The organism is Pseudomonas inefficax (genome assembly GCF_032164165.1).
GTDB classification, from domain to species: Bacteria; Pseudomonadota; Gammaproteobacteria; order Pseudomonadales; family Pseudomonadaceae; genus Aquipseudomonas; species Aquipseudomonas inefficax.
Map to the genome: position 1 here is coordinate 1,937,047 of NZ_CP134401.1, position 21,237 is coordinate 1,958,283.

General features: G+C 63.9%; 21 protein-coding genes. 6 read left to right on the plus strand and 15 right to left on the minus strand.

All coding sequences use genetic code 11. The features are described from left to right. Positions 1 to 92 precede the first annotated feature (92 nt). A complete protein-coding gene (locus RIN61_RS08700) occupies positions 93 to 854 on the minus strand; it encodes a YdcF family protein (protein WP_112253615.1) in 762 nt (253 codons plus the stop codon). 136 nt (positions 855 to 990) lie between these two features. Next, a complete protein-coding gene (locus tag RIN61_RS08705; protein ID WP_112253616.1) occupies positions 991 to 1,305 on the minus strand; it encodes a hypothetical protein in 315 nt (104 codons plus the stop codon). 227 nt (positions 1,306 to 1,532) lie between these two features. Here RIN61_RS08705 and leuS point away from each other — a divergent pair, with 227 nt between their 5' ends. The 5 genes from leuS to RIN61_RS08730 all read left to right on the plus strand — a co-directional run bounded on the left by leuS (position 1,533) and on the right by RIN61_RS08730 (position 7,639). Further along, positions 1,533 to 4,139, plus strand: a complete 2,607-nt coding sequence (gene leuS, locus RIN61_RS08710) for a leucine--tRNA ligase (RefSeq protein ID WP_112253617.1) — start codon at positions 1,533 to 1,535, stop codon at positions 4,137 to 4,139. A 60-nt stretch (positions 4,140 to 4,199) separates the two neighbouring features. Next, positions 4,200 to 4,805 (plus strand): LPS-assembly lipoprotein LptE, encoded by a 606-nt coding sequence (locus RIN61_RS08715; protein WP_112253618.1) that lies wholly within the window; start codon positions 4,200 to 4,202, stop codon positions 4,803 to 4,805. Positions 4,806 to 4,844: 39 nt separating this feature from the next. Further along, a complete protein-coding gene (holA, locus tag RIN61_RS08720) occupies positions 4,845 to 5,882 on the plus strand; it encodes a DNA polymerase III subunit delta (RefSeq protein ID WP_112253619.1) in 1,038 nt (345 codons plus the stop codon). 215 nt (positions 5,883 to 6,097) lie between these two features. Then, a complete protein-coding gene (arfA, locus tag RIN61_RS08725) occupies positions 6,098 to 6,262 on the plus strand; it encodes an alternative ribosome rescue factor ArfA (RefSeq protein ID WP_207877218.1) in 165 nt (54 codons plus the stop codon). A 60-nt stretch (positions 6,263 to 6,322) separates the two neighbouring features. Continuing rightward, positions 6,323 to 7,639, plus strand: a complete 1,317-nt coding sequence (locus RIN61_RS08730; protein ID WP_215520465.1) for a lytic murein transglycosylase — start codon at positions 6,323 to 6,325, stop codon at positions 7,637 to 7,639. A gap of 134 nt (positions 7,640 to 7,773) precedes the next feature. On the opposite strand, the gene RIN61_RS08735 is transcribed toward RIN61_RS08730, so the two are convergent. From RIN61_RS08735 to RIN61_RS08795, 13 genes are all read right to left on the minus strand, one after another. After that, the gene (locus tag RIN61_RS08735) at positions 7,774 to 8,712 is read right to left on the minus strand and encodes a S66 peptidase family protein (RefSeq protein WP_313856756.1); all 939 of its coding nucleotides are present in this window, start codon (positions 8,710 to 8,712) and stop codon (positions 7,774 to 7,776) included. A gap of 129 nt (positions 8,713 to 8,841) precedes the next feature. Further along, positions 8,842 to 9,858 (minus strand): lipoyl synthase, encoded by a 1,017-nt coding sequence (gene lipA, locus RIN61_RS08740; RefSeq protein WP_112253622.1) that lies wholly within the window; start codon positions 9,856 to 9,858, stop codon positions 8,842 to 8,844. A 2-nt stretch (positions 9,859 to 9,860) separates the two neighbouring features. After that, entirely contained in the window at positions 9,861 to 10,508 is a 648-nt protein-coding gene (gene lipB / locus RIN61_RS08745; protein ID WP_112253623.1) for a lipoyl(octanoyl) transferase LipB, read from the minus strand. Then, complete coding sequence (locus RIN61_RS08750; RefSeq protein ID WP_003249736.1) at positions 10,508 to 10,783, minus strand: DUF493 domain-containing protein; 276 nt, start codon at positions 10,781 to 10,783, stop codon at positions 10,508 to 10,510. The genes lipB and RIN61_RS08750 overlap by 1 nt, the downstream gene beginning before the upstream one ends. A 73-nt stretch (positions 10,784 to 10,856) precedes the next feature. Next, on the minus strand, positions 10,857 to 12,017 hold the full coding sequence (locus tag RIN61_RS08755) for a D-alanyl-D-alanine carboxypeptidase family protein (RefSeq protein WP_085591614.1): 1,161 nt from the start codon (positions 12,015 to 12,017) through the stop codon (positions 10,857 to 10,859). 270 nt (positions 12,018 to 12,287) lie between these two features. Continuing rightward, positions 12,288 to 13,289 carry a septal ring lytic transglycosylase RlpA family protein gene (locus RIN61_RS08760; protein WP_112253624.1) on the minus strand — a complete coding sequence of 334 codons (1,002 nt, stop codon included), beginning with the start codon at positions 13,287 to 13,289 and terminating at the stop codon, positions 12,288 to 12,290. Then, on the minus strand, positions 13,289 to 14,299 hold the full coding sequence (gene mltB, locus RIN61_RS08765) for a lytic murein transglycosylase B (RefSeq protein WP_112253792.1): 1,011 nt from the start codon (positions 14,297 to 14,299) through the stop codon (positions 13,289 to 13,291). Before mltB ends, RIN61_RS08760 begins: the two co-directional genes overlap by 1 nt. A gap of 17 nt (positions 14,300 to 14,316) precedes the next feature. Further along, entirely contained in the window at positions 14,317 to 15,420 is a 1,104-nt protein-coding gene (rodA, locus tag RIN61_RS08770; RefSeq protein ID WP_015271941.1) for a rod shape-determining protein RodA, read from the minus strand. A gap of 38 nt (positions 15,421 to 15,458) precedes the next feature. Continuing rightward, positions 15,459 to 17,348: a penicillin-binding protein 2 gene (gene mrdA / locus RIN61_RS08775; protein WP_313856757.1), complete on the minus strand. Its 1,890-nt coding sequence runs from the start codon at positions 17,346 to 17,348 to the stop codon at positions 15,459 to 15,461. A gap of 16 nt (positions 17,349 to 17,364) precedes the next feature. After that, entirely contained in the window at positions 17,365 to 17,832 is a 468-nt protein-coding gene (gene rlmH, locus RIN61_RS08780) for a 23S rRNA (pseudouridine(1915)-N(3))-methyltransferase RlmH (RefSeq protein ID WP_003249722.1), read from the minus strand. Between the two features lie 10 nt (positions 17,833 to 17,842). After that, positions 17,843 to 18,262 carry a ribosome silencing factor gene (gene rsfS / locus RIN61_RS08785; protein ID WP_009685825.1) on the minus strand — a complete coding sequence of 140 codons (420 nt, stop codon included), beginning with the start codon at positions 18,260 to 18,262 and terminating at the stop codon, positions 17,843 to 17,845. 44 nt (positions 18,263 to 18,306) lie between these two features. Continuing rightward, complete coding sequence (nadD, locus tag RIN61_RS08790; protein WP_112253626.1) at positions 18,307 to 18,999, minus strand: nicotinate-nucleotide adenylyltransferase; 693 nt, start codon at positions 18,997 to 18,999, stop codon at positions 18,307 to 18,309. Further along, the gene (locus tag RIN61_RS08795; RefSeq protein WP_112253627.1) at positions 18,968 to 20,239 is read right to left on the minus strand and encodes a glutamate-5-semialdehyde dehydrogenase; all 1,272 of its coding nucleotides are present in this window, start codon (positions 20,237 to 20,239) and stop codon (positions 18,968 to 18,970) included. The genes nadD and RIN61_RS08795 overlap by 32 nt, the downstream gene beginning before the upstream one ends. A 329-nt stretch (positions 20,240 to 20,568) precedes the next feature. Between RIN61_RS08795 and RIN61_RS08800 the strand changes: the two genes are divergently transcribed. Further along, positions 20,569 to 21,237 (plus strand): DNA-3-methyladenine glycosylase, encoded by a 669-nt coding sequence (locus tag RIN61_RS08800; RefSeq protein WP_112253629.1) that lies wholly within the window; start codon positions 20,569 to 20,571, stop codon positions 21,235 to 21,237.

Here is a 21,237-nt window from a genome sequence, read left to right on the forward strand (position 1 = left end):
GCTCCCACAGGTTCTCCACCGATCTCGTAGCGTGTGGTAATCCTGTGGGAGCGGGTTCACCCGCGAAGAGTCCGGTACAGGCAGTAGAAGGCTCAGTAAAACAGCCGATACCCCACCAACCCCGCCACTTCATTGAGCAACTGCCCGCTCTGCCACATCGCCCGGCTCTCCGGCAGCAACCCGCCGAACGGCCGCGCATGATCACGCCCGAGGAACCCGACCGGCGCCGGCACCACCTCGAACCCAGCCTGCTCGAAACTCCAGCGCGAGCGCTGCATGTGCCACGCCTGGGTCACCACGACCACCCGGCGAATTCCCAACGGCTGCAGCACCTTGGCCGTCAGCTGGGCATTCTCCCAGGTCGTGCGGCTGCCCTCCTCCCGCCATTTCACCTCGACGCCGAAATCTTCACGCAGGCGATCAGCCATCAAGCGCGCCTCGCTCGGCGGCGTGCCGTAGTGCAACCCGCCACTGGTCAGCACCGGCAAGCCCGAAGCCTTGGCCAGCCGCGCGGCAAAGCGCATGCGCTCCAGCGCTGTGGCTGTGGGCTGGTCGCTACCGCCCCAGGCTGGGTCACCGCGCTCTCGCCCCGCACCCAGCACCACGATGGCATCTGCACGGCTGGCCAGCCCGGCCCAATCGCTTACCGCCAGCGGCGCTTCCGTCTCCAGCACACGAGCGGTTTCCTGCACCACCAGCGGCAGGCTCATCAACCACATGCCGCCCAGCCCTGCGGCAAAACACAGCGCCGCCAGCCGCGGCCGCCGGGCGCGCAACCACCACGCCAGAAGCAGCAGCAGAAAAAGCACGCCCGGCGGCATCAGCCATTGTTTGATGAAGAATCGGATCGGCATCGGCTACACCTCCTTGGCAGGCGTGCAGCCTAAGTGGATCGACGCCGGTCAACAAGAGGATGGCCGGCGTCGATCCTGAGCTGTGATGATATTGAAGAACCGGCGCGCGATAGCCTGCGCCTGGCGTCCTGAACGGCTAGCGATGTGGCAGCGTCCTGGATCTCGCCGTGCTGGCGGGGCGTTTCTTGTCCTTGAGCCAGATGATCTTGGCCGATGTCGGCTCCGCTTGTGGGTAACTGCCGACACAGGCATTGTGGCGCTCCGGGAGGGAATCCAGGTAGGCCTTGATCACTTCGAACTCTGCGTGGCTCAGGCCACGCAACTCCAGCTCGGCTGGCATCTCGTCGCGCAATCGCACCGAGGTCCTGGCCACTTCCAGTGCCAGGCCAAGCCGGTCGATCAGGCGTTCGTATAGCTCCGGTCTGATTGCGGGTAGCTGCGTCTCTCCCATCCGTTCACCTCATTGAAGATAAGAATATCTCCCCCCACACCTGAGCTTAGCGTCGTTGCAAAAAGCAGCCGTGTGCCGCGACCAGCGGGCATTCGCAACGAAGGTTTCCCACGATGCGCGGCGCTGCTGTATGCTACGGCGTTCACTCTAAACGACACCGGAGTGCCGGACGCAGCGAGGTTCCGCTGCCTGGAACAAGGTCTCTTCCCTCTCAGCAAAAAGTAGCCATGCACGAACAATACACGCCCCGTGATATCGAAGCCGCCGCCCAGAAGTTCTGGGACGAGCAACAATCGTTCGCTGTTACCGAACAGCCAGGCAAGGACACCTACTACTGCCTGTCGATGTTCCCGTACCCGAGCGGCAAGCTACACATGGGCCACGTGCGCAACTACACCATCGGTGACGTGATTGCCCGCTACCAGCGCATGCTGGGCAAGAACGTCCTGCAGCCGATGGGCTGGGACGCTTTCGGCATGCCCGCGGAAAACGCGGCGATGAAGAACAACGTCGCCCCGGCTAAGTGGACGTACGAAAACATCGACTACATGAAGACCCAGCTCAAGAGCCTGGGCCTGGCCATCGACTGGGCACGTGAAGTCACCACCTGCAAGCCCGACTACTACCGCTGGGAGCAGTGGCTGTTCACCCGCCTGTTCGAGAAAGGCATCATCTACCGCAAGAACGGTACCGTGAACTGGGACCCGGCGGACCAGACCGTACTGGCCAACGAGCAGGTCATCGATGGCCGTGGCTGGCGTTCGGGCGCGCTGATCGAGAAGCGCGAAATCCCGATGTACTACTTCCGCATCACCGACTACGCCGACGAGTTGCTGGAAAGCCTCGACGAGCTGCCGGGCTGGCCTGAGCAGGTCAAGACCATGCAGCGCAACTGGATCGGCAAGTCGCGCGGCATGGAAGTGCAGTTCCCCTACGACCTGGCCAGCATCGGCCACGAAGGCACCCTCAAGGTCTTCACTACCCGTCCCGACACGCTGATGGGCGCCACCTACGTCGCCGTCGCCGCCGAACACCCACTGGCCACCCAGGCTGCCCAGGGCAACCCGGCGCTGCAGGCGTTCATCGACGAGTGCAAGAGCGGCAGCGTTGCCGAAGCCGACATGGCCACCCAGGAGAAGAAGGGCATGGCCACTTCCCTGCTGGTCGAGCACCCGCTGACCGGCGAGAAGCTGCCGGTATGGGTCGCCAACTACGTGCTGATGCACTACGGCGATGGCGCCGTCATGGCCGTGCCTGCCCACGACGAGCGCGACTTCGAGTTCGCCCACAAGTACAACCTGCCGGTCAAGGCCGTGGTACGCACCAGCGCTGGTGATGAAGTCGGCAGCGAGTGGCTGGCCGCCTATGGCGAGCACGGCCAGCTGATCAACTCCGGCGAGTTCGATGGCCTGGACTTCGCCGGTGCCTTCGACGCCATCGAAGCCGCCCTGATCCGCAAGGAGCTGGGCAAATCGCGTACCCAGTTCCGCCTGCGCGACTGGGGTATCAGCCGCCAGCGCTACTGGGGCTGCCCGATCCCGATCATCCACTGCCCGTCCTGCGGCGACGTACCGGTGCCGGAAGACCAGCTGCCGGTCACCCTGCCGGAGAACGTGGTGCCGGACGGTGCCGGTTCGCCACTGGCGCGCATGCCTGAATTCTACGAATGCAGCTGCCCGAAATGCGGCGCCGCGGCCAAGCGCGAAACCGACACCATGGACACCTTCGTCGAGTCGTCCTGGTACTTCGCCCGCTACGCCTCGCCGAACTACGAAGGTGGCATGGTCGACCCGAAAGCGGCCAACCACTGGCTGCCGGTCGACCAGTACATCGGCGGTATCGAGCACGCCATCCTGCACCTGCTGTACGCGCGCTTCTTCCACAAGCTGATGCGTGACGAAGGCCTGGTCACCTCGAACGAGCCGTTCAAGAACCTGCTGACCCAGGGCATGGTGGTCGCCGAAACCTACTACCGTGTGGCCAGCAACGGCGGCAAGGACTGGTTCAACCCGGCAGATGTCGAGATCGAGCGTGATGCCAAGGCCAAGATCATTGGCGCCCGCCTGAAGACCGACGGCCTGCCGGTGGAAATCGGCGGCACCGAGAAGATGTCGAAGTCGAAGAACAACGGCGTCGACCCGCAATCGATGATCGATCAGTACGGCGCCGACACCTGCCGCCTGTTCATGATGTTCGCCTCGCCACCTGATGCGAGCCTGGAATGGTCCGACTCCGGCGTCGAAGGTGCCAGCCGCTTCCTGCGCCGTGTCTGGCGCCTGGCCCAGGCCCACGTGGCCCAAGGCCCGGCAGGCAAGCTGGACATCGCCGGCCTGAACGACGAACAAAAGGTCATTCGCCGCGCCATCCACGCAGCCATCAAACAGGCCAGCACCGACGTCGGCCAGTTCCACAAGTTCAACACCGCAATCGCCCAGGTGATGACCGTGATGAACGTGCTGGAAAAGGCCCCGCAGGCCACTGAACAGGACCGCGCCCTGCTGCAGGAAGGCCTCGAGGCCGTCACCCTGCTGCTGGCACCGATCACCCCGCACATCTCCCACGAGCTGTGGCAACAGCTGGGCCACCAGCAGGCCGTCATCGACGCCAGCTGGCCAGCCGTCGACGAGGCAGCCCTGGTACAGGACACCGTCACCCTGGTGGTGCAGGTCAACGGCAAGCTGCGTGGCCAGGTCGAAATGCCGGCCGCCGCCAGCCGCGAAGAAATCGAAGCCGCCGCGCGCAGCAACGAGAACGTCCTGCGCTTCATCGATGGCCTGACCATCCGCAAGGTTATCGTGGTTCCGGGCAAGCTGGTCAACATCGTCGCCAACTGATGGCAACGCCCGCCCGCAGCCACTGCGGGCGGGCGAACAGGCCCACAAGGGAGCAACAACATGATCAAACGCAATTTGCTGGTAATTGGCCTGGCGGTCATGCTCAGCGCCTGCGGTTTCCAGCTGCGCGGCACCGGCTCTACCGAGCTGAGCGTGAAAGAAATGGACGTCAGCGCACGCAACGCCTACGGCCCGACCGTGGTTCAGCTGCGTGAAGTACTGGAGCGTAGCGGTGTCAACGTGCACGCTGGCGCACCGTACCGCCTGGTGCTGACCAACGAGCAGGAGCGCGAGCGCTCGGCGACCTACAACAGCGGCAACCGTACTGCCGAGTACGAGCTGACCACCGTGTTGAACTACAGCATCCAGGGCCTGAACAACCTGGAGCTGATGAGCGACAAGCTGGAAGTGCGCAAGATCTACTTGCGTGACGGCTCGAACATCACCGGCTCCGAGCAGGAAGCCGACCGCGCCCGCGAAGAAATGCGTCGCGACCTGGTCAACGCCATGGTCGTTCGCCTGCAGATGCTGACCCCGTCCCAGCTGGACGAGCTGCAGCGTCAGGCCGACGAGCGTGCCAAGGCCGAAGCCGCTGCACTGGACGCCGCTCGCCGCCAGCAGGCCGAGACGCCTCAGCAGTCGCCACTGGAAGTACCGGGCAACTAAGCCCGAGCGGGGTACCTTCGGGTGCCCCGCCTGATTCCCATGAAGCTCGCCCCCGCCCAACTCAACAAGCACCTGCAAGGCGCCCTGGCACCGGTCTACGTGGTCAGCGGCGACGACCCGCTGCTGTGCCAGGAAGCCGCCGACGCCATCCGCAACGCCGCGCGCCAGCAGGGCTTCGATGAACGCCAGGTATTCAGTGCCGACGCCAACTTCGACTGGGGCACCCTGCTCCAGGCCGGCGCCAGCCTGTCGCTGTTCGCCCAGCGCCGCCTGCTGGAATTGCGCCTGCCCTCGGGCAAGCCCGGTGACAAGGGCGCTGCTGCGCTGATGGAATACTGCGCCAACCCCGCCGAAGATACTCTGCTGCTGGTCAGCCTGCCCAAGCTCGACGGCAGCGCACAGAAGACCAAGTGGGGCAAGGCGCTGATCGAAGGTGCCCACTGCCAGTTCATCCAGATCTGGCCGGTGGATGTACACCAGCTGCCACAGTGGATCAATCAGCGCCTGCAGCAGGCCGGCCTGTCGGCACAGCGTGACGCCGTCGACCTGATTGCCGCGCGCGTGGAAGGTAACCTGCTGGCGGCCGCGCAGGAAATCGAAAAGCTCAAGCTGCTCGCCGAAGGCAACCAGATAACTGTCGAGACCGTGCAGGCCGCCGTCGCCGACAGCGCCCGTTTCGATGTCTTTGGCCTGGTCGATGCCATTCTCAACGGCGAAGCCGCGCATGCGTTGCGCATGCTCGAAGGCTTGCGCGGTGAAGGCGTGGAGCCACCGGTGATTCTCTGGGCCCTGGCCCGAGAGCTGCGCCAGCTGGCGGGGCTGGCCCAGCAGTTCAGCCAGGGCGTACCGCTGGACAAGGCTTTCAGCCAGGCCCGCCCGCCGGTCTGGGACAAACGCCGGCCATTGGTCAGCAAGGCCCTGCAGCGCCTGTCGGCGCAGCGCTGGGCGCAGTTGTTGCAGGATGCCCAGCGTATCGATGCACAGATCAAGGGGCAGGCCGAGGGCTCGCCATGGACGGGCCTGGCGCGCTTGTCGCTGCTGATGGCCGGTCAGCGTCTCACCCTCCCTTCCGAATAACTGCCCCCCCTGTGGGAGCGGGTTCACCCGCGAACACCGGCAAAGCCGGTGCCATGCACCGCGTCGCATGCTTCGCGGGTAAACCCGCTCCCACAGGGCCGGCGCTCGCCTCAACCTCAGCGCCACGATCTCGACCATAAACACAATCAATTGGCCCCACCCTGTCCCAAGCCCTACAGTGCGCCGCGAAACCCACCCAACCCGGGAACTCCGCCATGAGCAAAAAGCCGAAAAAGCACATCCCCAACAAGGCCAAGTCGATCATCGCCCAACCACTGTTCCGCTGCCGCCAGGAACGGCCAGACAAAGGCAAAGGCAGCTACCGCCGCGAAGCCTTCCAATCGAGAGATTGGGAGGCTTCCTACTTTTTGGCTGCATGAAAGCATCGAAAGCGCAGGCATGGTATGGTCGTCACCTGACCTGCAATTCTGGATCTGTGAATGCTCCTCAGTCTTCTCCCCCGCTGGAAAACCCGTCAGCTGATCGCGGCCTCCAGTTTCATCCTGCTAGTGGCCTGCGCAGAAAAGCCCACCGCCGCCGATGCCCTGCCCCTGGCCCCTGCCCAGCCCACCCCGGTGGTGACCCTGCCCGGCACGACGCCCGATACCAGCACTGAAATCCAGCCTCTGCAAACCTTCGCGCAATGGCAAGCAGGCTTTCGCCAGCAAGCCCTGCAAGCCGGCATTTCGCAAGACACCTTCGACCGCGCCTTCCTCGGCGTCACCCCCGACATGGACGTGATCAAGGCCGATCGCAGCCAGCCGGAGTTCACCCGCCCGGTATGGGAATACCTCGAAGGCGCCCTGTCGCCTTTGCGCGTACGCAACGGCAAGAAGCTGCTGGAACAGAACGCCGAACTGCTGACCCGCATCGAGCAAAGCTATGGCGTCGATCGCCAGGTGCTGGTCGCGGTATGGGGCATGGAAAGCAATTTCGGTCAGTTCCAGGGCAACAAGTCGGTGATCCGCTCGTTGGCTACCCTGGCCTATGAGGGCCGCCGCCCGCAGTTCGCTCAAGACCAGCTGATCGCCGCGCTGCAGATCATCCAGCATGGCGATATCCTGCCTGAGGCCATGCGTGGCTCGTGGGCCGGCGCCATGGGCCAGACCCAATTCATCCCGACCACCTACAACACCCATGCCGTAGACTTCGATGGCGATGGCCGCCGTGACATCTGGAACAGCACGGCAGACGCCCTGGCCTCGACCGCGCACTACTTGCAGAGCTCGGGCTGGAAACGTGGCCAGCCGTGGGGCTTCGAAGTACAGGTGCCGCCTGGCTTCGATTACTGGCAGGCCGATGGCGCCCTGCGCAAGCCGGTGAGCGAGTGGCTGGCGATGGGTGTGAAACTGCCTGCCGGTACCCAATTGCCGGTGGGCAGCAACCAGCTGTCTGCCGCCCTGCTGCTGCCAGCGGGCGCGCGTGGCCCGGCGTTCCTGGTGCTGGACAACTTCCGCGCCATTCTCAAGTACAACAATTCGTCGTCCTACGCGCTGGCGGTAAGCCTGCTGGGTGACCGCTTCACGGGCTGGGGCTTCATTGCCGGCAGCTGGCCTAAAGAAGACCTGCCGCTCAGCCGCAGCGAGCGCATGGAGCTGCAGAACCTGTTGAACAGCAAAGGGCACGAAGCCGGCAATGCCGATGGCATCATTGGCGCCAATACCCGCAAGGCGATCCGCAATGCCCAGCAGGGGCTGGGGTGGCCGGCGGATGGGTATCCGACGCACAAGCTACTCGAGAGCCTGCGTCAGCCGTGAGAATCTTGGGGCCGCTGCGCGGCCCATCGCGACACAAGGCCGCTCCTACAGGCGATCGCCAACCATCGGGGTAACGCGGTCTCCTGTAGGAGCGGCCTTGTGTCGCGATGGGCTGCAAAGCAGCCCCGACAATCTCAAGCCTGGAAAAGATCCTGCTCCAGCATCAAGCTCTGCCGATCACTGTCCAGCCTGACCCGAGCCCCCAACGGCAAGCACACATTCGGGTCACAATGGCCACTGCGCCACCCGGCCAGCACCGGCACACCCAGCGGCGCGAAGATGTCCTCCAGCAACGGCGTCAATGCCACAGTGGTAATCCCGGCAAAATCCCCCACCAGAACACCCTTCACCCCCTCCAGCTTGCCCGCCAGGCGCAGCTGGGTGAGCAAGCGGTCCACCCGGTAAAGCGGCTCGTTGACATCCTCGATAAACAGAATGCAGCCCTGCGTATCCAGCTCGGCAATCGTCCCCAGGGTAGCGCCCAGCATCGACAGGTTGCCGCCCAGCAGCGGCCCGCTGGCCACCCCATGCAGCACGCTGCTCAAGTCGAAGTCAGCAGGGTGCAAGATCTGCTCCCCTGCCCGCACATGCCCACCCAGCTGCGCCAGCAACGAAGCCTCGGTTGGCGCCAACTTGCCCCCCAGCAGGTCGGCATTGAGCATCCCGCCATGGAAGGTGAGCATCCCGGTATGCCGGTAGATCGCCGTGTGCAGCGCGGTGATGTCGCTGTAACCGACCAGCGGCTTGGGGTTGCGCCGGATCAGTTCAAAATCGAGCTGGTCGAGCAGGCGCATGCTGCCGTACCCCCCACGCATGCACACAATGGCGTCGATGGCCGGGTCGGCAAAGGCATCATGCAAATCCTGCAACCGCTGCTGGTCCGGCCCCGCCAGGTAGCCCTGGGCTTGGTGTGCCCCTGGGTAGATCCGGCACCGGTAGCCGCGCTCGGCAAACCATCGGGTGGTCTTCTCAGCATCCAGCCGGGCAGGGCCTGCGGGCGCAACGATGCCAAAGCAGGCGTCGTGTAGCAACGCCATCGGCAGATAGGGTTGGATACGCTCAAGGCAATTCACATGCAACTCCTTGCAGGTCGAAGGGCGTGATTCTATTCGTGTGGGCCAAACCCGAGCACAAGGAAACCCCCTCAACAAAAATGCCGATGCCGCCTTCCGGCATGCATCGGCATTTGGCCCAAACTTTGATCAGAGCTTGATCTTGGCTTCGTGAGCCTGCTGGTCAGCGTGGTACGAAGAACGTACCAGCGGGCCGGAGGCAACGTTCTTGAAGCCCATCTTGTAACCTTCCTCGGCGAACCAGGCGAAGGTGTCCGGGTGGACGAAACGCTGCACCGGCAGGTGGCTGCGCGACGGTTGCAGGTACTGGCCGAGGGTGAGCATGTCGATGTCATGTTCGCGCATGCGGTGCATCACTTCGATCACTTCCTCGTCGGTCTCGCCCAGGCCGAGCATCAGGCCCGACTTGGTCGGTACGTGCGGCACCAGCTGCTTGAACTTCTGCAGCAGGTCCAGCGACCAGTCGTAGTCAGAACCCGGGCGCGCGGCCTTGTACAGGCGCGGTACGGTCTCGAGGTTGTGGTTGAACACATCCGGCGGCTCTTGCGCGGTGATCTCCAGGGCAATATCCATGCGCCCACGGTAGTCCGGCACCAGGGTCTCCAGCTGTACGCCCGGCGACAACGCACGGATTTCGCGGATGCAGTCGGCAAAGTGCTGGGCGCCACCGTCACGCAGGTCGTCGCGGTCCACCGAGGTGATTACCACGTACTTCAGGCGCAGGTCGGCGATGGCAACCGCCAGGTTCTTCGGCTCATCGAGGTCCAGCGGTTTCGGCCGGCCGTGGCCAACGTCGCAGAACGGGCAACGACGGGTGCAGATGTCACCCATGATCATGAAGGTGGCGGTACCACCGGAGAAGCACTCGCCCAGGTTCGGGCAGGACGCCTCTTCACACACGCTGTGCAGCTTGTGCTTGCGCAGCAGTTGCTTGATGCGGTCTACCTCTGGCGACACCGGGATACGCACACGAATCCAGTCGGGCTTCTTCGGCAGCTCTTCGGTAGGGATGATCTTCACCGGGATGCGCGCCACCTTTTCGGCACCACGCAGCTTGACCCCGGCTTCCACCTTCTTCGGCGCTGGGCGCGGGGTGGCATCCTGGGAGGGTGTCAGGTTCGGCACGGCTTCTTGCACAGTTGTCATATTCAGTCGATTCCGCCCGTGAGGGTCGTCTGCTCAGCGTAGTCGAGGTGCTTGACCAGCTGTCCGCGCAGCCTTGTCCTGACCTCGTCGAGTTCGATCGGACCTGCCAGGTCGCGCAGCTGGGTCATCGCCAGCCCCGCATAGCCGCAGGGGTTGATTCGGCGGAATGGCGCAAGGTCCATGTCCACGTTCAGGGCAAGGCCGTGGAACGAACGGCCGTTGCGGATTCGCAGGCCGAGGGAGGCGATTTTCGCTCCGTCGACATAGACGCCCGGGGCATCGGGCTTGGCCGCGGCCTGGACATCGTAACTGGCGAGCAGGTCGATGAGCGTCTGCTCGATACGGCTGACCAGCTCACGCACGCCAAAGCCCAGTCGCCGCACATCCAGCAGCAGGTAGGCCACCAGCTGCCCGGGGCCATGGTAGGTCACCTGGCCACCGCGATCGGTCTGCACCACCGGGATGTCGCCCGGCACCAGCAGGTGCTCGGCCTTGCCGGCCTGGCCCTGGGTGAAGACCGCAGGGTGCTCGACCAGCCAGACTTCATCCTGGCTGTCCGGGTTGCGCTGCTCGGTGAAGCGACGCATGGCCTCCAGCACCGGTTCATAGGGCTGCAGGCCAAGCTCGCGAAAACCGAGGCAGGCGGACATCAGAGCACCATTTTCACGATGCCGGTAGCGCGCAGGGCGCTGTTGATATCGTGCAGCTGGTTCTCGCTTTCGGCAACGATGTGCAATTGCACGGTGGTGTACTTGCCTTCCTTGCTCTGGCGCTCGGCCAGGGTGGAAAGGTCAACCTTGGCGTGCTTGCTCAGGATCTCGATCACCGTGTCCTTGAAGCCGACAACGGTGTCACCGATGACCTTGATCGGGTAATCGTCGCAGGGGAATTCGATCTTGTGCGACTTGACGTCTGGTTCGCTCATGGCGGAAACGGCCTCGTAAGCCGTGGCAACAACAATGCCCCCGCAGGATACGCGGGGGCATGCAGGTCACGTATCAGTTGAACAACCCGTAGAAGAATAGACGGATGCTATCCCACATACGGCGGAAGAAACCACCTTCCTCGACGCCATCGAGGGCGATCAGGTCGGCGCTGTGAACCACTTTCTCGTCCAGTTTGACTTCCACTTTGCCGATCACGTCACCTTTGGCGATTGGCGCGGTGAGCTGCGGGTTCATGGTCATCGAAGCCTGAAGGCGCTTCAATTGGCCTTTAGGCATGGTCAGGGTCAGGTCGTTGGCCAGGCCGGCCTTCACTTCGCCAGTCGCACCTTTCCAGACCGGCGACTTGGTCAGCTCGGTGCCCTTCTGGTAGAAGGTCTGGGTTTCGAAGAAGCGGAAACCATAGGTCAGCAGCTTCTGGGTCTCGGCAGCACGCGACTGCTCGCTGTTGGTGCCGAACACCACGGCGATCAGGCGCTGGCCATCGCGAACGGCCGAAGCCACCATGCAGTAGCCGGCTTCGTCGGTGTGGCCGGTCTTCAGGCCATCGACGGTCTTGTCACGCCACAGCAGCAGGTTGCGGTTTGGCTGCTTGATGTTGTTCCAGAAGAACTCTTTCTGCGAGTAGATGGCGTAGTGGGCCGGGTCGACGTTGATGATCGCACGGGCCAGGGTAGCCATGTCGTGAGCCGACGAGTAGTGCTCCGGGTGCGGCAGACCGGTCGGGTTCATGAAGTGGCTGTTGGCCATGCCCAGGTCGGCAGCGGTCTTGTTCATCATGTCGGCGAAGGCGTCTTCGCTGCCGGCGATGTGCTCGGCCAGGGCAACCGAGGCGTCGTTGCCGGACTGGATGATGATGCCGTGCAGCAGGTCGCTGACGGTCACCTGGCTGCCCACCTTGATGAACATGCGCGAACCACCGGTACGCCAGGCGTTTTCGCTGACGGTAACCGGGTCGTTTTCACCGATCTGGCCACGGCGGATGTCCAGGGTGGCGATGTAGGCCGTCATCAGCTTGGTCAGGCTGGCTGGCGGCAGGCGCTCGTCACCGTTGTTCTCGACCAGCACGTTGCCGCTGGACGCGTCCATGAGTACGTAGGACTTGGCTGCCAGTTGCGGTGGCGCCGGCGTCATCTGCTCAGCCGCGAAGGCGGCAGGCGTGATCATCAGCAGTACGGGCAGGCAAAGTCGTTTGGCAAGGTTGGTGATGTTCATCCGTCTCTCGAAAATCGCTAATGGTCTGATGTTCCCTGGGCAAGATCATGTGCCCAGCGCCAGTCAGTCTAGTTTTTGTGGCCGTAGGCCAGGCTCGCAAAGTGCGGCTTTATGTCGCTGCGGGCAAAAGCCGACATTGTACATGCCCGTGCCCGGCAATTCATGACAAAACCGACAGTTTGGTGTTGCCTTCTTCGCGGGCGCGCCCGCTCCCACAGGGTTTCGCATGCCCCTGTGGGAGCGGGCGTGCCCGCGAAGAAGGCAACGCGGTCAGTCAGCTGTGACCAGCTTGGCTTGCCCAAGGTTCGCCAGGCGGATGCTGTCCTGCGCTTGCTGGATCTCGCCCTGGCTGTTGATCGGTCCCAGGCGCACGCGGTGCAGGGTCTGCTGGTTACGCACGATCGAGCTGATGAACACTGGCGCGCTAACCATGCTGCTGAGCTTGGAGCGCAGCAGTTCGGCGGCGTCCGGGTTGGCGAAGGCGCCCACCTGCAGGAAGCTGCCGCCATTGCCGGCCGGCACGTTGTTGCCAGCCACCTGCACAGGCACAACCGGCGCCGCGTGCTGCTGGGGCGGCGGGGTCCATTGCTCGACGCGCCCGGTACTGGCCGGGATTGCCTGGGTCTGGGCTACCTGCGGCTCTTTCAGCACCATCGGTGGTGTCTGGCCACGCTGGGCCCACCATTGCTGCGGGTCGATGCCTTCGACGCGCACGTGCGCGGTACCGATCTCGGCATAACCAAGCTTTTTCGCCGCAGCGTAGGACAGGTCGATGATGCGGTCCGAATAGAACGGGCCACGGTCGTTCACCCGCAGGATCACGCTGCGGCCGTTGGCCAGGTTGGTCACCCGCACGTAGGCCGGCAGCGGCAGGGTCTTGTGCGCCGCGCTCATGCCGTACAGGTCATACAGCTCGCCGTTGGCGGTGTTCTGGCCGTGGAACTTGGTGCCGTACCACGACGCGGTACCCTCCGCGCGATAATTGCGCGAGTCCTGCATCGGGTAGTAGGTCTTGCCCAGTACCGTGTACGGGTTGGCCTTGTAGTTGCCGGTGTGCACGGTTGGCGTGGCGTCGGGGATCTTGTTCACATCCACGTCCCACCACGGCGCGCCGTCCTTGTGCGCCCGGTTGATGTCCAGGCCCGGCTGGGTGCGCACCACGTTGCCACTGCTTTGCTTGGGCGGGCGGTTGGACGAACAGCTGGCCAACACCACGCCGACGGCGAGGCAGGTGAGCAGCTTGAAAGTGTTGCCAGAGAAGATTGCGCGCATTACTTGACGCCCCGTGCTTGAACCAGCTGTTCCGATAGCTGATGCACCGCCATGGCATACATCACGCTGCGGTTGTAGCGAGTGATCGCGTAGAAGTTCTTCAGGCCCATCCAGTATTCGGGGCCATTGTCGCCCTCGAGACGGAAGGCGGTAACCGGCAGATCATCGCGCAGCGAATCATGGACCGACCAGCCAAGCGTGCGCAACTCCCCAACGGTTTTTACCGGTTCGATGCCGGTGGTCAGGCCTTCGTCGGCGCGCCCACCGTCCACCCAGGCGCGGCTGACCACACCTTCGCCGGCCACCCAGCCGTGGCGCTTGAAGTAGCTGGCCACGCTGCCGATGGCATCGTCCGGGTTGTTCCAGATATTGATGTGGCCATCACCGTCGAAGTCCACCGCGAAGTTGCGGAAGCTGCTCGGCATGAACTGCGGCAGGCCCATGGCACCGGCGTAGGAGCCTTTGAGCGTGAGCGGGTCGAGCTGTTCATCACGGGCCAGCAGCAGGAATTCGCGCAGCTCCTTGCGGAAGAATTCGGCCCGTGGCGGGTAGTCAAAGCCCAGGGTCGACAACGCATCGATCACCCGGTAGTTGCCGGTGTTGCGGCCAAAGAAGGTTTCCACGCCGATGATGGCGACGATGTACTGTGCCGGCACGCCGTATTCCTGCTCGGCACGGGCCAGCACCGCCTCGTGCTGGCGCCAGAAGTCCACACCACGTGCGATGCGCGCGTCGGTGATGAACATCGGTCGGTAGTCCTTCCACGGTTTTACCCGTTCGGCCGGGCGCGAAATGGCGTCGAGGATCGACTGTTTGCGCTGCACCTCACTGAACACACCCATCAGCTGCTCGGGGGCAAAGCCATAGTCGCGGCTCATTTCACCAACGAACTGGGCCACCTGGGGCGAGCCTTGGTAATCGCCGGCATGGGCCAGCTGTACAGCGCCGAACAGGCCCACCGCGCCGATCCACGGCGCACAACGGGCAGCCCAGTTACGCACTGCTTGCATGAAATTCTTCACCTTATTCAAACCTGAGCGATCCATTTGCGGTGCGTGTGGATCGACATCAAAACGCCAAACGCTGACAGCAGCGTCACCAACGAAGTTCCGCCATAGCTGATGAAGGGCAGCGGCACGCCCACCACGGGCAGAAGGCCGCTGACCATACCGATATTGACGAACACGTATACAAAGAAGGTCATGGTCAGGCTGCCCGCCAGCAGCTTGCCGAACAGGGTCTGCGCCTGGGCGGTGATCATCAGGCCACGGCCGATCAGCAGCAAGTAGACGATCAGCAGCAGGCAGATGCCGACCAGGCCGAACTCCTCGCCGAGAACGGCGATGATGAAGTCGGTGTGGCTTTCCGGCAGGAAGTCCAGGTGCGACTGGGTGCCCAGCAGCCACCCCTTGCCGAACACGCCGCCCGAGCCAATGGCCGCCTTCGACTGGATGATGTTCCAGCCAGTGCCCAACGGATCGCTTTCCGGGTCCAGGAACGTCAGTACCCGCTGCTTCTGGTAGTCGTGCATGACGAAGAACCACATCGCCACCGCCACTGGCACCGCAGCCGCCAGTACGCTGAGGATCCAGCGCCAGCGCAGGCCGCCCATGAACAGCACGAAAGCCCCGGAGGCAAGGATCAGCAGCGCCGTGCCCAGGTCGGGCTGGCGCACGATCAGGATGAACGGCACGCCGATCAGCACCAGGCTGATCGCCACATGTTTCAGATGCGGCGGCAAGGTGCGCTTGGACAGGTACCAGGCGATGGTCGCCGGCATGATGATCTTCATGAACTCCGAGGGCTGGAAGCGGATCACCCCGGGGATGTTGATCCAGCGTGTGGCGCCCATGGCGTTGTGGCCCATCACGTCCACCACCACAAGCAGCAGCACCCCGGCCAGGTAAGCCAGCGGCACCCAACGGGCCATGAAGCGCGGCTCCAGCTGGGCGATGATGAACATCGACACCAGGCCGATACCGAACGAGGTGGCCTGCTTGAGCAGCAGGTCCCAGTTCTTGCCACTGGCCGAATACAGGACAAACAGGCTGCCGGCCGCAAGGGTCAGCAGAATGATCAGCAAAGGGCCGTCGACGTGGATGCGCTGCAGAAAGCTGGCGCGCCTACGCATCACATCCTCGCTGGAGAGCATGCGATCGAAATTGTTCATCACAGGGCTGATTCCTGGGTAACCGTGGCAGGCGCGAACTCGGGCTTGAGCCGGCCATTTTCGTCAAGCAGCCAGGCGTCCATCACCTGGCGCACCACCGGGGCGGCGACGCCCGAGCCGGACTCACCGTTCTCGACCATGACCGAAACAACGATCTTCGGGTCCTCGGCCGGGGCGAAGGCGACGAACAGGGCGTGGTCGCGGTGGCGCTCCTGCAGCTTGTTGCGGTCGTACTTCTCGCCCTGCTTGATCGCCACCACCTGGGCCGTACCACTCTTGCCGGCAATGCGGTACTGCGAGCCGATGGCCGCCTTGCGTGCGGTACCACGAGCGTTGTGCATCACCTGCTCCATGCCATGAGTGACCTTGGCCCAGTCGGACTTGTCACGCAGCACGATGTTTTCCATGGGGTTGTCGTCCACCGGCGGCTGGCCTTCGATGGTCTTGGCCAGGTGCGGGCGGTTCCACACGCCCTTGTTGGCGATCAGCGCAGTGGCCTGGGCAAGTTGCAGCGGCGTGGCCTGCATGTAGCCCTGGCCGATGCCGAGGATCAGGGTTTCTCCGGGGAACCAGGCCTGGCGGCGGGTGGCGCGCTTCCACTCGCGCGACGGCATCAGCCCGGCGGATTCCTCGAACATGTCGAGGGAAACCCGCTGGCCGATGCCGAACTTGTTCATGTAGCTGGACAGCCGATCGATGCCCATCTTGTGGGCAAGGTCGTAGAAGTAGGTGTCGTTGGAACGCATGATCGCGGCGTCCAGGTCGACCCAGCCATCGCCCGAGCGGTTCCAGTTACGGTATTTGTGATCGTAGTTGGGCAGCTGGTAGTAGCCCGGGTCGAACACCCGGCTGCCGGCATTGACCACACCGCTGTCCAGGCCGGCGATGGCCACTGCCGGCTTGATGGTCGAGCCCGGTGGGTACAGGCCGCGCAGCACGCGATTGAACAACGGTCGGTCGATCGAATCGCGCAGTTCGGCATAGGCCTTGAAGCCGATGCCGGTGACGAACAGGTTGGGGTCGAAGCTGGGCTGGCTGACCATCGCCAGCACCTCGCCGGTACGCGGGTCGAGCGCCACCACCGCACCACGCCGGCCACCCAGGGCAGCCTCGGCGGCCTCCTGCAGCTTGATGTCCAGGCTCAGCACGATGTCCTTGCCCGGTTTCGGGTCGGTGCGCTTGAGCACCCGCAGCACGCGGCCGCGGGCGTTGGTCTCGACTTCCTCGTAGCCCACCTGGCCATGCAGGTCGGCTTCGTAGAAGCGTTCGATGCCGGTCTTGCCGATGTGGTGGGTGCCGCTGTAGTTCACCGGGTCGAGGGTTTTCAGCTCTTTCTCGTTGATCCGCCCCACATACCCCACCGAATGGGCGAAGTGCGCGCCCTGCGGGTAATGGCGCACCAACTGGGCCACCACTTCCACGCCCGGCAGGCGGAACTGGTTCACCGCCACACGGGCGATCTGCTCTTCGTTGAGTTCGAACAGGATCGGCACCGGCTCGAACGGCCGGCGACCCTGGCGCATGCGCTTCTCGAACAGGGCGCGGTCGTCGGGCGTCAGTTCCAGCACTTCGACGATGGTATCCAGCACTTCCTGCCAGTTACCCGCACGTTCGCGGGTCATCGACAGGCTGAAGCTGGGCCGGTTGTCGGCGACGATCACCCCGTTGCGGTCGAAGATCAACCCGCGGGTCGGCGGGATCGGCTGCACATGCACCCGGTTGTTCTCCGACAGCGTCGAGTGATAGTCGTGCTGGATGACCTGCAGGTAATACAGCCGCGCAATCAACACGCAAATGAGCAGCATGATCGCCACTGCGCCGACCACGACGCGGTTGCGCACCAGGCGGGCGTCTTTCTCGTGGTCCTTGAGACGGATCGGCTGCGACATCGGACTGCTTACAGGCTCATTTATGGTAAGGATGCCCGGACAGCACGGTCCAGGCGCGGTAGATCTGCTCGCCGATGAGTATCCTTACCAACGGGTGCGGCAAGGTCAGCGGCGACAGCGACCAGCGTTGCTCGGCGCGCGCGCAGACCTCGGGTGCCAGGCCTTCCGGGCCACCCACCATCAAATTCACCGTGCGCGCATCCAGGCGCCAGCGGTCCAGCTCGGTCGCCAGCTGTTCGGTACTCCAGGGCTTGCCATGTACCTCGAGGGTAACGATGCGCTCCCCAGGCTGAACCTTACTCAGCATGGCTTCGCCCTCCTGACGGATCAAGCGGGCGACGTCGGCATTCTTGCCTCGGGTGTTCAGCGGGATTTCCACCAGCTCCAGCGACAGCTCGGCGGGCAGGCGCTTGGCATATTCATGCCAGCCTTCCTCGACCCACTTCGGCATGCGCGAGCCGACCGCGATCAGGCGCAGACGCACAGCGCTTTCCTCATTCGCGGTCTTTGAGCTTGTCGGAGTACTCGTGGGCATGGTCCGGGCTGTGGTGCTTGCCATCGGCGGCACGGCTTTGCTCGGCACCCTGCCACAGGCGCTCCAGGTCGTAGAACTGGCGGGCAGCGGCGGTCATCATGTGCACGATGACGTCGTTCAGGTCCAGCAGCACCCAGTCGCTGTCGCCCTTGCCTTCTTCACCCAGTGGCTGGGCACCCTTGGCCTTGACCGCTTCGCGGACCTTTTCGGCCATCGCGTTGATCTGGCGGTTGGAGGTACCGGTGGCAATGATCATGTAGTCGGTCAGGCTGTGCTTTTCACGCACGTCGATGACCTGGATGTCCTGGGCCTTGACGTCTTCCAGCGCGGCCTTGGTCACTGCGACCAGTTCTTCGCCGTAAATTTTCTGCTTGGTCATATAAAACTCGTTCAACTCGTTGGATGAGGCGCCAGGAGGCACCGTCAGTTGGGCGCACGATACAGTTCGTGCGCCTCGATATAGGCCAGTACGGCGTCCGGCACCAGGAACCTCACCGATTTGCCGCTGGCCAGCAGCTGTCGGATCTGTGTAGCCGACACCGCAAGCGGCGTCTGCCAGACGAACGAAATGTTTCCCGCCGGGCCGGACATGGCGGTGGGATCGCTCTCCGAGCGCGCAGCCAGCAGGTTGCGCAGCTCGTCAGGGGGTTCTACGTCGGCATCCGGGCGCTGCAGCACCAGGATGTGACAGTGTTGCAGCAATTCTTCCCAGCGGTGCCAGCCGGGCAGGCCACAGAAGGCATCCCAGCCCAGCACCAGGAACAGCTGGTCGTCGGCGGCCAGTTCGGCGCGGATCGACTCCAGCGTGTCGATGGTGTACGACGGCTTGTCGCGCGCCAGCTCGCGAGCATCCACGCTCAGGCAGGGCACGCCCTGCACGGCGCCTTGCACCATGGCCAGGCGGTCCTGCGCGGCCACCTGCGGGGTGTCACGGTGCGGCGGCCGGGCGTTGGGCAGCAGACGCAGCTCGTCCAGCCCCATGAACTCCGCCACTTCCAGCGCGCTGCGCAGGTGGCCGATATGCACGGGGTCGAAGGTGCCGCCAAGAATGCCGATGCGCCGGACTGCCTGGGCCTTGCTCAACTCAGCAGGACTCCTGGCCGCGCAGCTGGCCATCGCCGATCACTACGTACTTCTCGCAAGTCAGGCCTTCCAGGCCGACCGGGCCACGGGCATGCAGCTTGTCGGTGGAAATGCCGATTTCCGCACCCAGGCCGTACTCGAAGCCGTCGGCAAAGCAGGTCGGGGTGTTGAGCATGACCGACGCCGAGTCGACCTCGGCCATGAACTGGCGGGCTTCGCCCTGGTGTTCGCTGATGATCGAATCGGTGTGGTGCGAACCATAGTGGTTGATGTGCTCGATCGCCTGATCCAGGCCGTCGACCACGCGGATCGACAGGATCGCGTCCAGGTATTCGGTGTGCCAGTCGGCCTCGGTAGCCGGCTTGGCGTCGATGATCGCCCGGGTGCGCTCGCAGCCACGCAGTTCGACGCCCTTCTCCAGGAAGCGGCGGGCCATTTCCGGCAGGAAGCGCTCGGCCACCTGCTGGTCGACCAGCAGCGTTTCCATGGCGCCACAGATGCCGTAGCGGTACGTCTTGGCGTTGAACGCCACGCGCCAGGCCTTGTCCAGGTCGGCGTGCTGGCTGACGTAGACATGGCAGATACCGTCCAGGTGCTTGATCACTGGCACTCGGGCATCGCGGCTGATGCGTTCGATCAGGCCACGGCCACCGCGCGGCACGATGACGTCGACGAATTCCGGCATGCTGATCAGCGCGCCCACGGCTTCGCGGTCGGTAGTCTCGACCACCTGCACCACGGCTGCCGGCAGGCCGGCAGCTGCCAGGCCACGCTGGATGCAGGTGGCGATGGCGCGGTTGGAGTGGATGGCTTCGGAGCCGCCACGCAGGATGGTCGCGTTACCAGACTTCAGGCACAGGCTGGCGGCATCGATGGTCACGTTCGGGCGCGATTCGTAGATGATCCCGATCACCCCCAGCGGCGTGCGCATCTTGCCGACCTGAATACCCGATGGGCGGTAGCTCATGTCGCGGATGGCACCGACCGGGTCCGGCAGGCTGGCCACCTGGCGCAGGCCGGTGATCATGCCGTCGATACGCGCCGGGGTCAGCGCCAGGCGATCGAGCAGCGCAGGCTCCAGGCCGTTGGCGCGGCCGGCGGCCAGGTCCAGCTCGTTGGCAGCAGTCAGCTCGGCACGAGCGGCGTCCAGTGCGTCGGCGGCAGCTTGCAGGGCGCGGTTCTTCTGCGCGGTGCTGGCACGACCGATCACCCGGGAAGCCTCTCGGGCAGCGCGACCCAGGCGGGTCATATAGTCAAGAACGGACTCAGTCATGGGTTCGGTGTCTTGGCGAAGGGGAAATCGGCTGATTATAACTGGCGCGCAGGTGTACGCCCAGCGGCGGGTGGCGGATGGTAGAAAATGGCTGGGGGCATTGTGTAGGAAAGATGTAACTGGGCTTAACGAAAATTCTTTCTCCTACTGCGGCCTATTCGCGGGTAAACCCGCTCCCACAGGGGGTTGCATGACTCGATTCTTGTAAGTTTCCTGTGGGAGCGGGTTTACCCGCGAAGAGGCCGACCCTGCCAACATCACTCTTGATTCAGCCTCGATTAAGCCATTCATTGCTATCATCCCCGCCTTCCCAACCGCGAACCGCCCGCATGCCAGCCTTGCCCGACAGCTTTTTCGACCGCGATGCCCAAACCCTGGCCAAGGCCTTGCTGGGCAAGGTCATCCGCCATCGCCACGGCGACCTTTGGTTGGCCGCGCGCATCATCGAGACCGAGGCTTACTACCTCACCGACAAGGGCAGCCATGCCTCGCTCGGCTACACCGAGAAACGCAAGGCATTGTTCCTCGATGGCGGGCACATCTATATGTACTACGCGCGCGGCGGCGACTCGCTGAACTTCAGCGCCCACGGGCCAGGCAACGCCGTGCTGATCAAGTCGGCCTATCCTTGGCAGGACGCCCGTTCAGGGCCGAACAGCCTGGCGCAGATGCAACTGAACAACCCCGATGCCAGCGGCAATCTGCGCCCCGTCGAGCGCCTGTGCGCCGGCCAGACCTTGCTGTGCCGGGCGCTGGGCCTGAAGGTGCCGCATTGGGATGCCCAGCGTTTCGATGCCGAGCGCCTGTACGTGGAGGATTGCGGCAACGCCGTGCCACGGGTGATCCAGGCTGCCCGCCTGGGCATCCCGCATGGCCGCGACGAGCACCTGCCCTACCGTTTCGTCGATGCCGAGTACGCCCGTTTCTGCACGCGGAACCCGTTACGTCGTGGCCAAGTCGAAGGCCGCGACTTCTTCATTCTCGAACAAGGAAGCTGA

Bases quoted from the DNA above. Each gene is read 5' to 3' on its own strand.
- RIN61_RS08755 (WP_085591614.1), bottom strand. From the start codon at position 12,017: ATGAACATCACCAACCTTGCCAAACGACTTTGCCTGCCCGTACTGCTG.
- RIN61_RS08700 (WP_112253615.1), bottom strand. From the start codon at position 854: ATGCCGATCCGATTCTTCATCAAACAATGGCTGATGCCGCCGGGCGTG.
- RIN61_RS08760 (WP_112253624.1), bottom strand. From the start codon at position 13,289: ATGCGCGCAATCTTCTCTGGCAACACTTTCAAGCTGCTCACCTGCCTC.
- RIN61_RS08750 (WP_003249736.1), bottom strand. From the start codon at position 10,783: ATGAGCGAACCAGACGTCAAGTCGCACAAGATCGAATTCCCCTGCGAC.
- RIN61_RS08800 (WP_112253629.1), top strand. From the start codon at position 20,569: ATGCCAGCCTTGCCCGACAGCTTTTTCGACCGCGATGCCCAAACCCTG.
- RIN61_RS08715 (WP_112253618.1), top strand. From the start codon at position 4,200: ATGATCAAACGCAATTTGCTGGTAATTGGCCTGGCGGTCATGCTCAGC.
- mrdA (WP_313856757.1), bottom strand. From the start codon at position 17,348: ATGTCGCAGCCGATCCGTCTCAAGGACCACGAGAAAGACGCCCGCCTG.
- rodA (WP_015271941.1), bottom strand. From the start codon at position 15,420: ATGCGTAGGCGCGCCAGCTTTCTGCAGCGCATCCACGTCGACGGCCCT.
- RIN61_RS08795 (WP_112253627.1), bottom strand. From the start codon at position 20,239: ATGACTGAGTCCGTTCTTGACTATATGACCCGCCTGGGTCGCGCTGCC.
- arfA (WP_207877218.1), top strand. From the start codon at position 6,098: ATGAGCAAAAAGCCGAAAAAGCACATCCCCAACAAGGCCAAGTCGATC.
- leuS (WP_112253617.1), top strand. From the start codon at position 1,533: ATGCACGAACAATACACGCCCCGTGATATCGAAGCCGCCGCCCAGAAG.
- RIN61_RS08705 (WP_112253616.1), bottom strand. From the start codon at position 1,305: ATGGGAGAGACGCAGCTACCCGCAATCAGACCGGAGCTATACGAACGC.
- lipB (WP_112253623.1), bottom strand. From the start codon at position 10,508: ATGTCCGCCTGCCTCGGTTTTCGCGAGCTTGGCCTGCAGCCCTATGAA.
- RIN61_RS08730 (WP_215520465.1), top strand. From the start codon at position 6,323: ATGCTCCTCAGTCTTCTCCCCCGCTGGAAAACCCGTCAGCTGATCGCG.
- holA (WP_112253619.1), top strand. From the start codon at position 4,845: ATGAAGCTCGCCCCCGCCCAACTCAACAAGCACCTGCAAGGCGCCCTG.
- rsfS (WP_009685825.1), bottom strand. From the start codon at position 18,262: ATGACCAAGCAGAAAATTTACGGCGAAGAACTGGTCGCAGTGACCAAG.
- lipA (WP_112253622.1), bottom strand. From the start codon at position 9,858: ATGACAACTGTGCAAGAAGCCGTGCCGAACCTGACACCCTCCCAGGAT.
- mltB (WP_112253792.1), bottom strand. From the start codon at position 14,299: ATGCAAGCAGTGCGTAACTGGGCTGCCCGTTGTGCGCCGTGGATCGGC.
- nadD (WP_112253626.1), bottom strand. From the start codon at position 18,999: ATGGCCAGCTGCGCGGCCAGGAGTCCTGCTGAGTTGAGCAAGGCCCAG.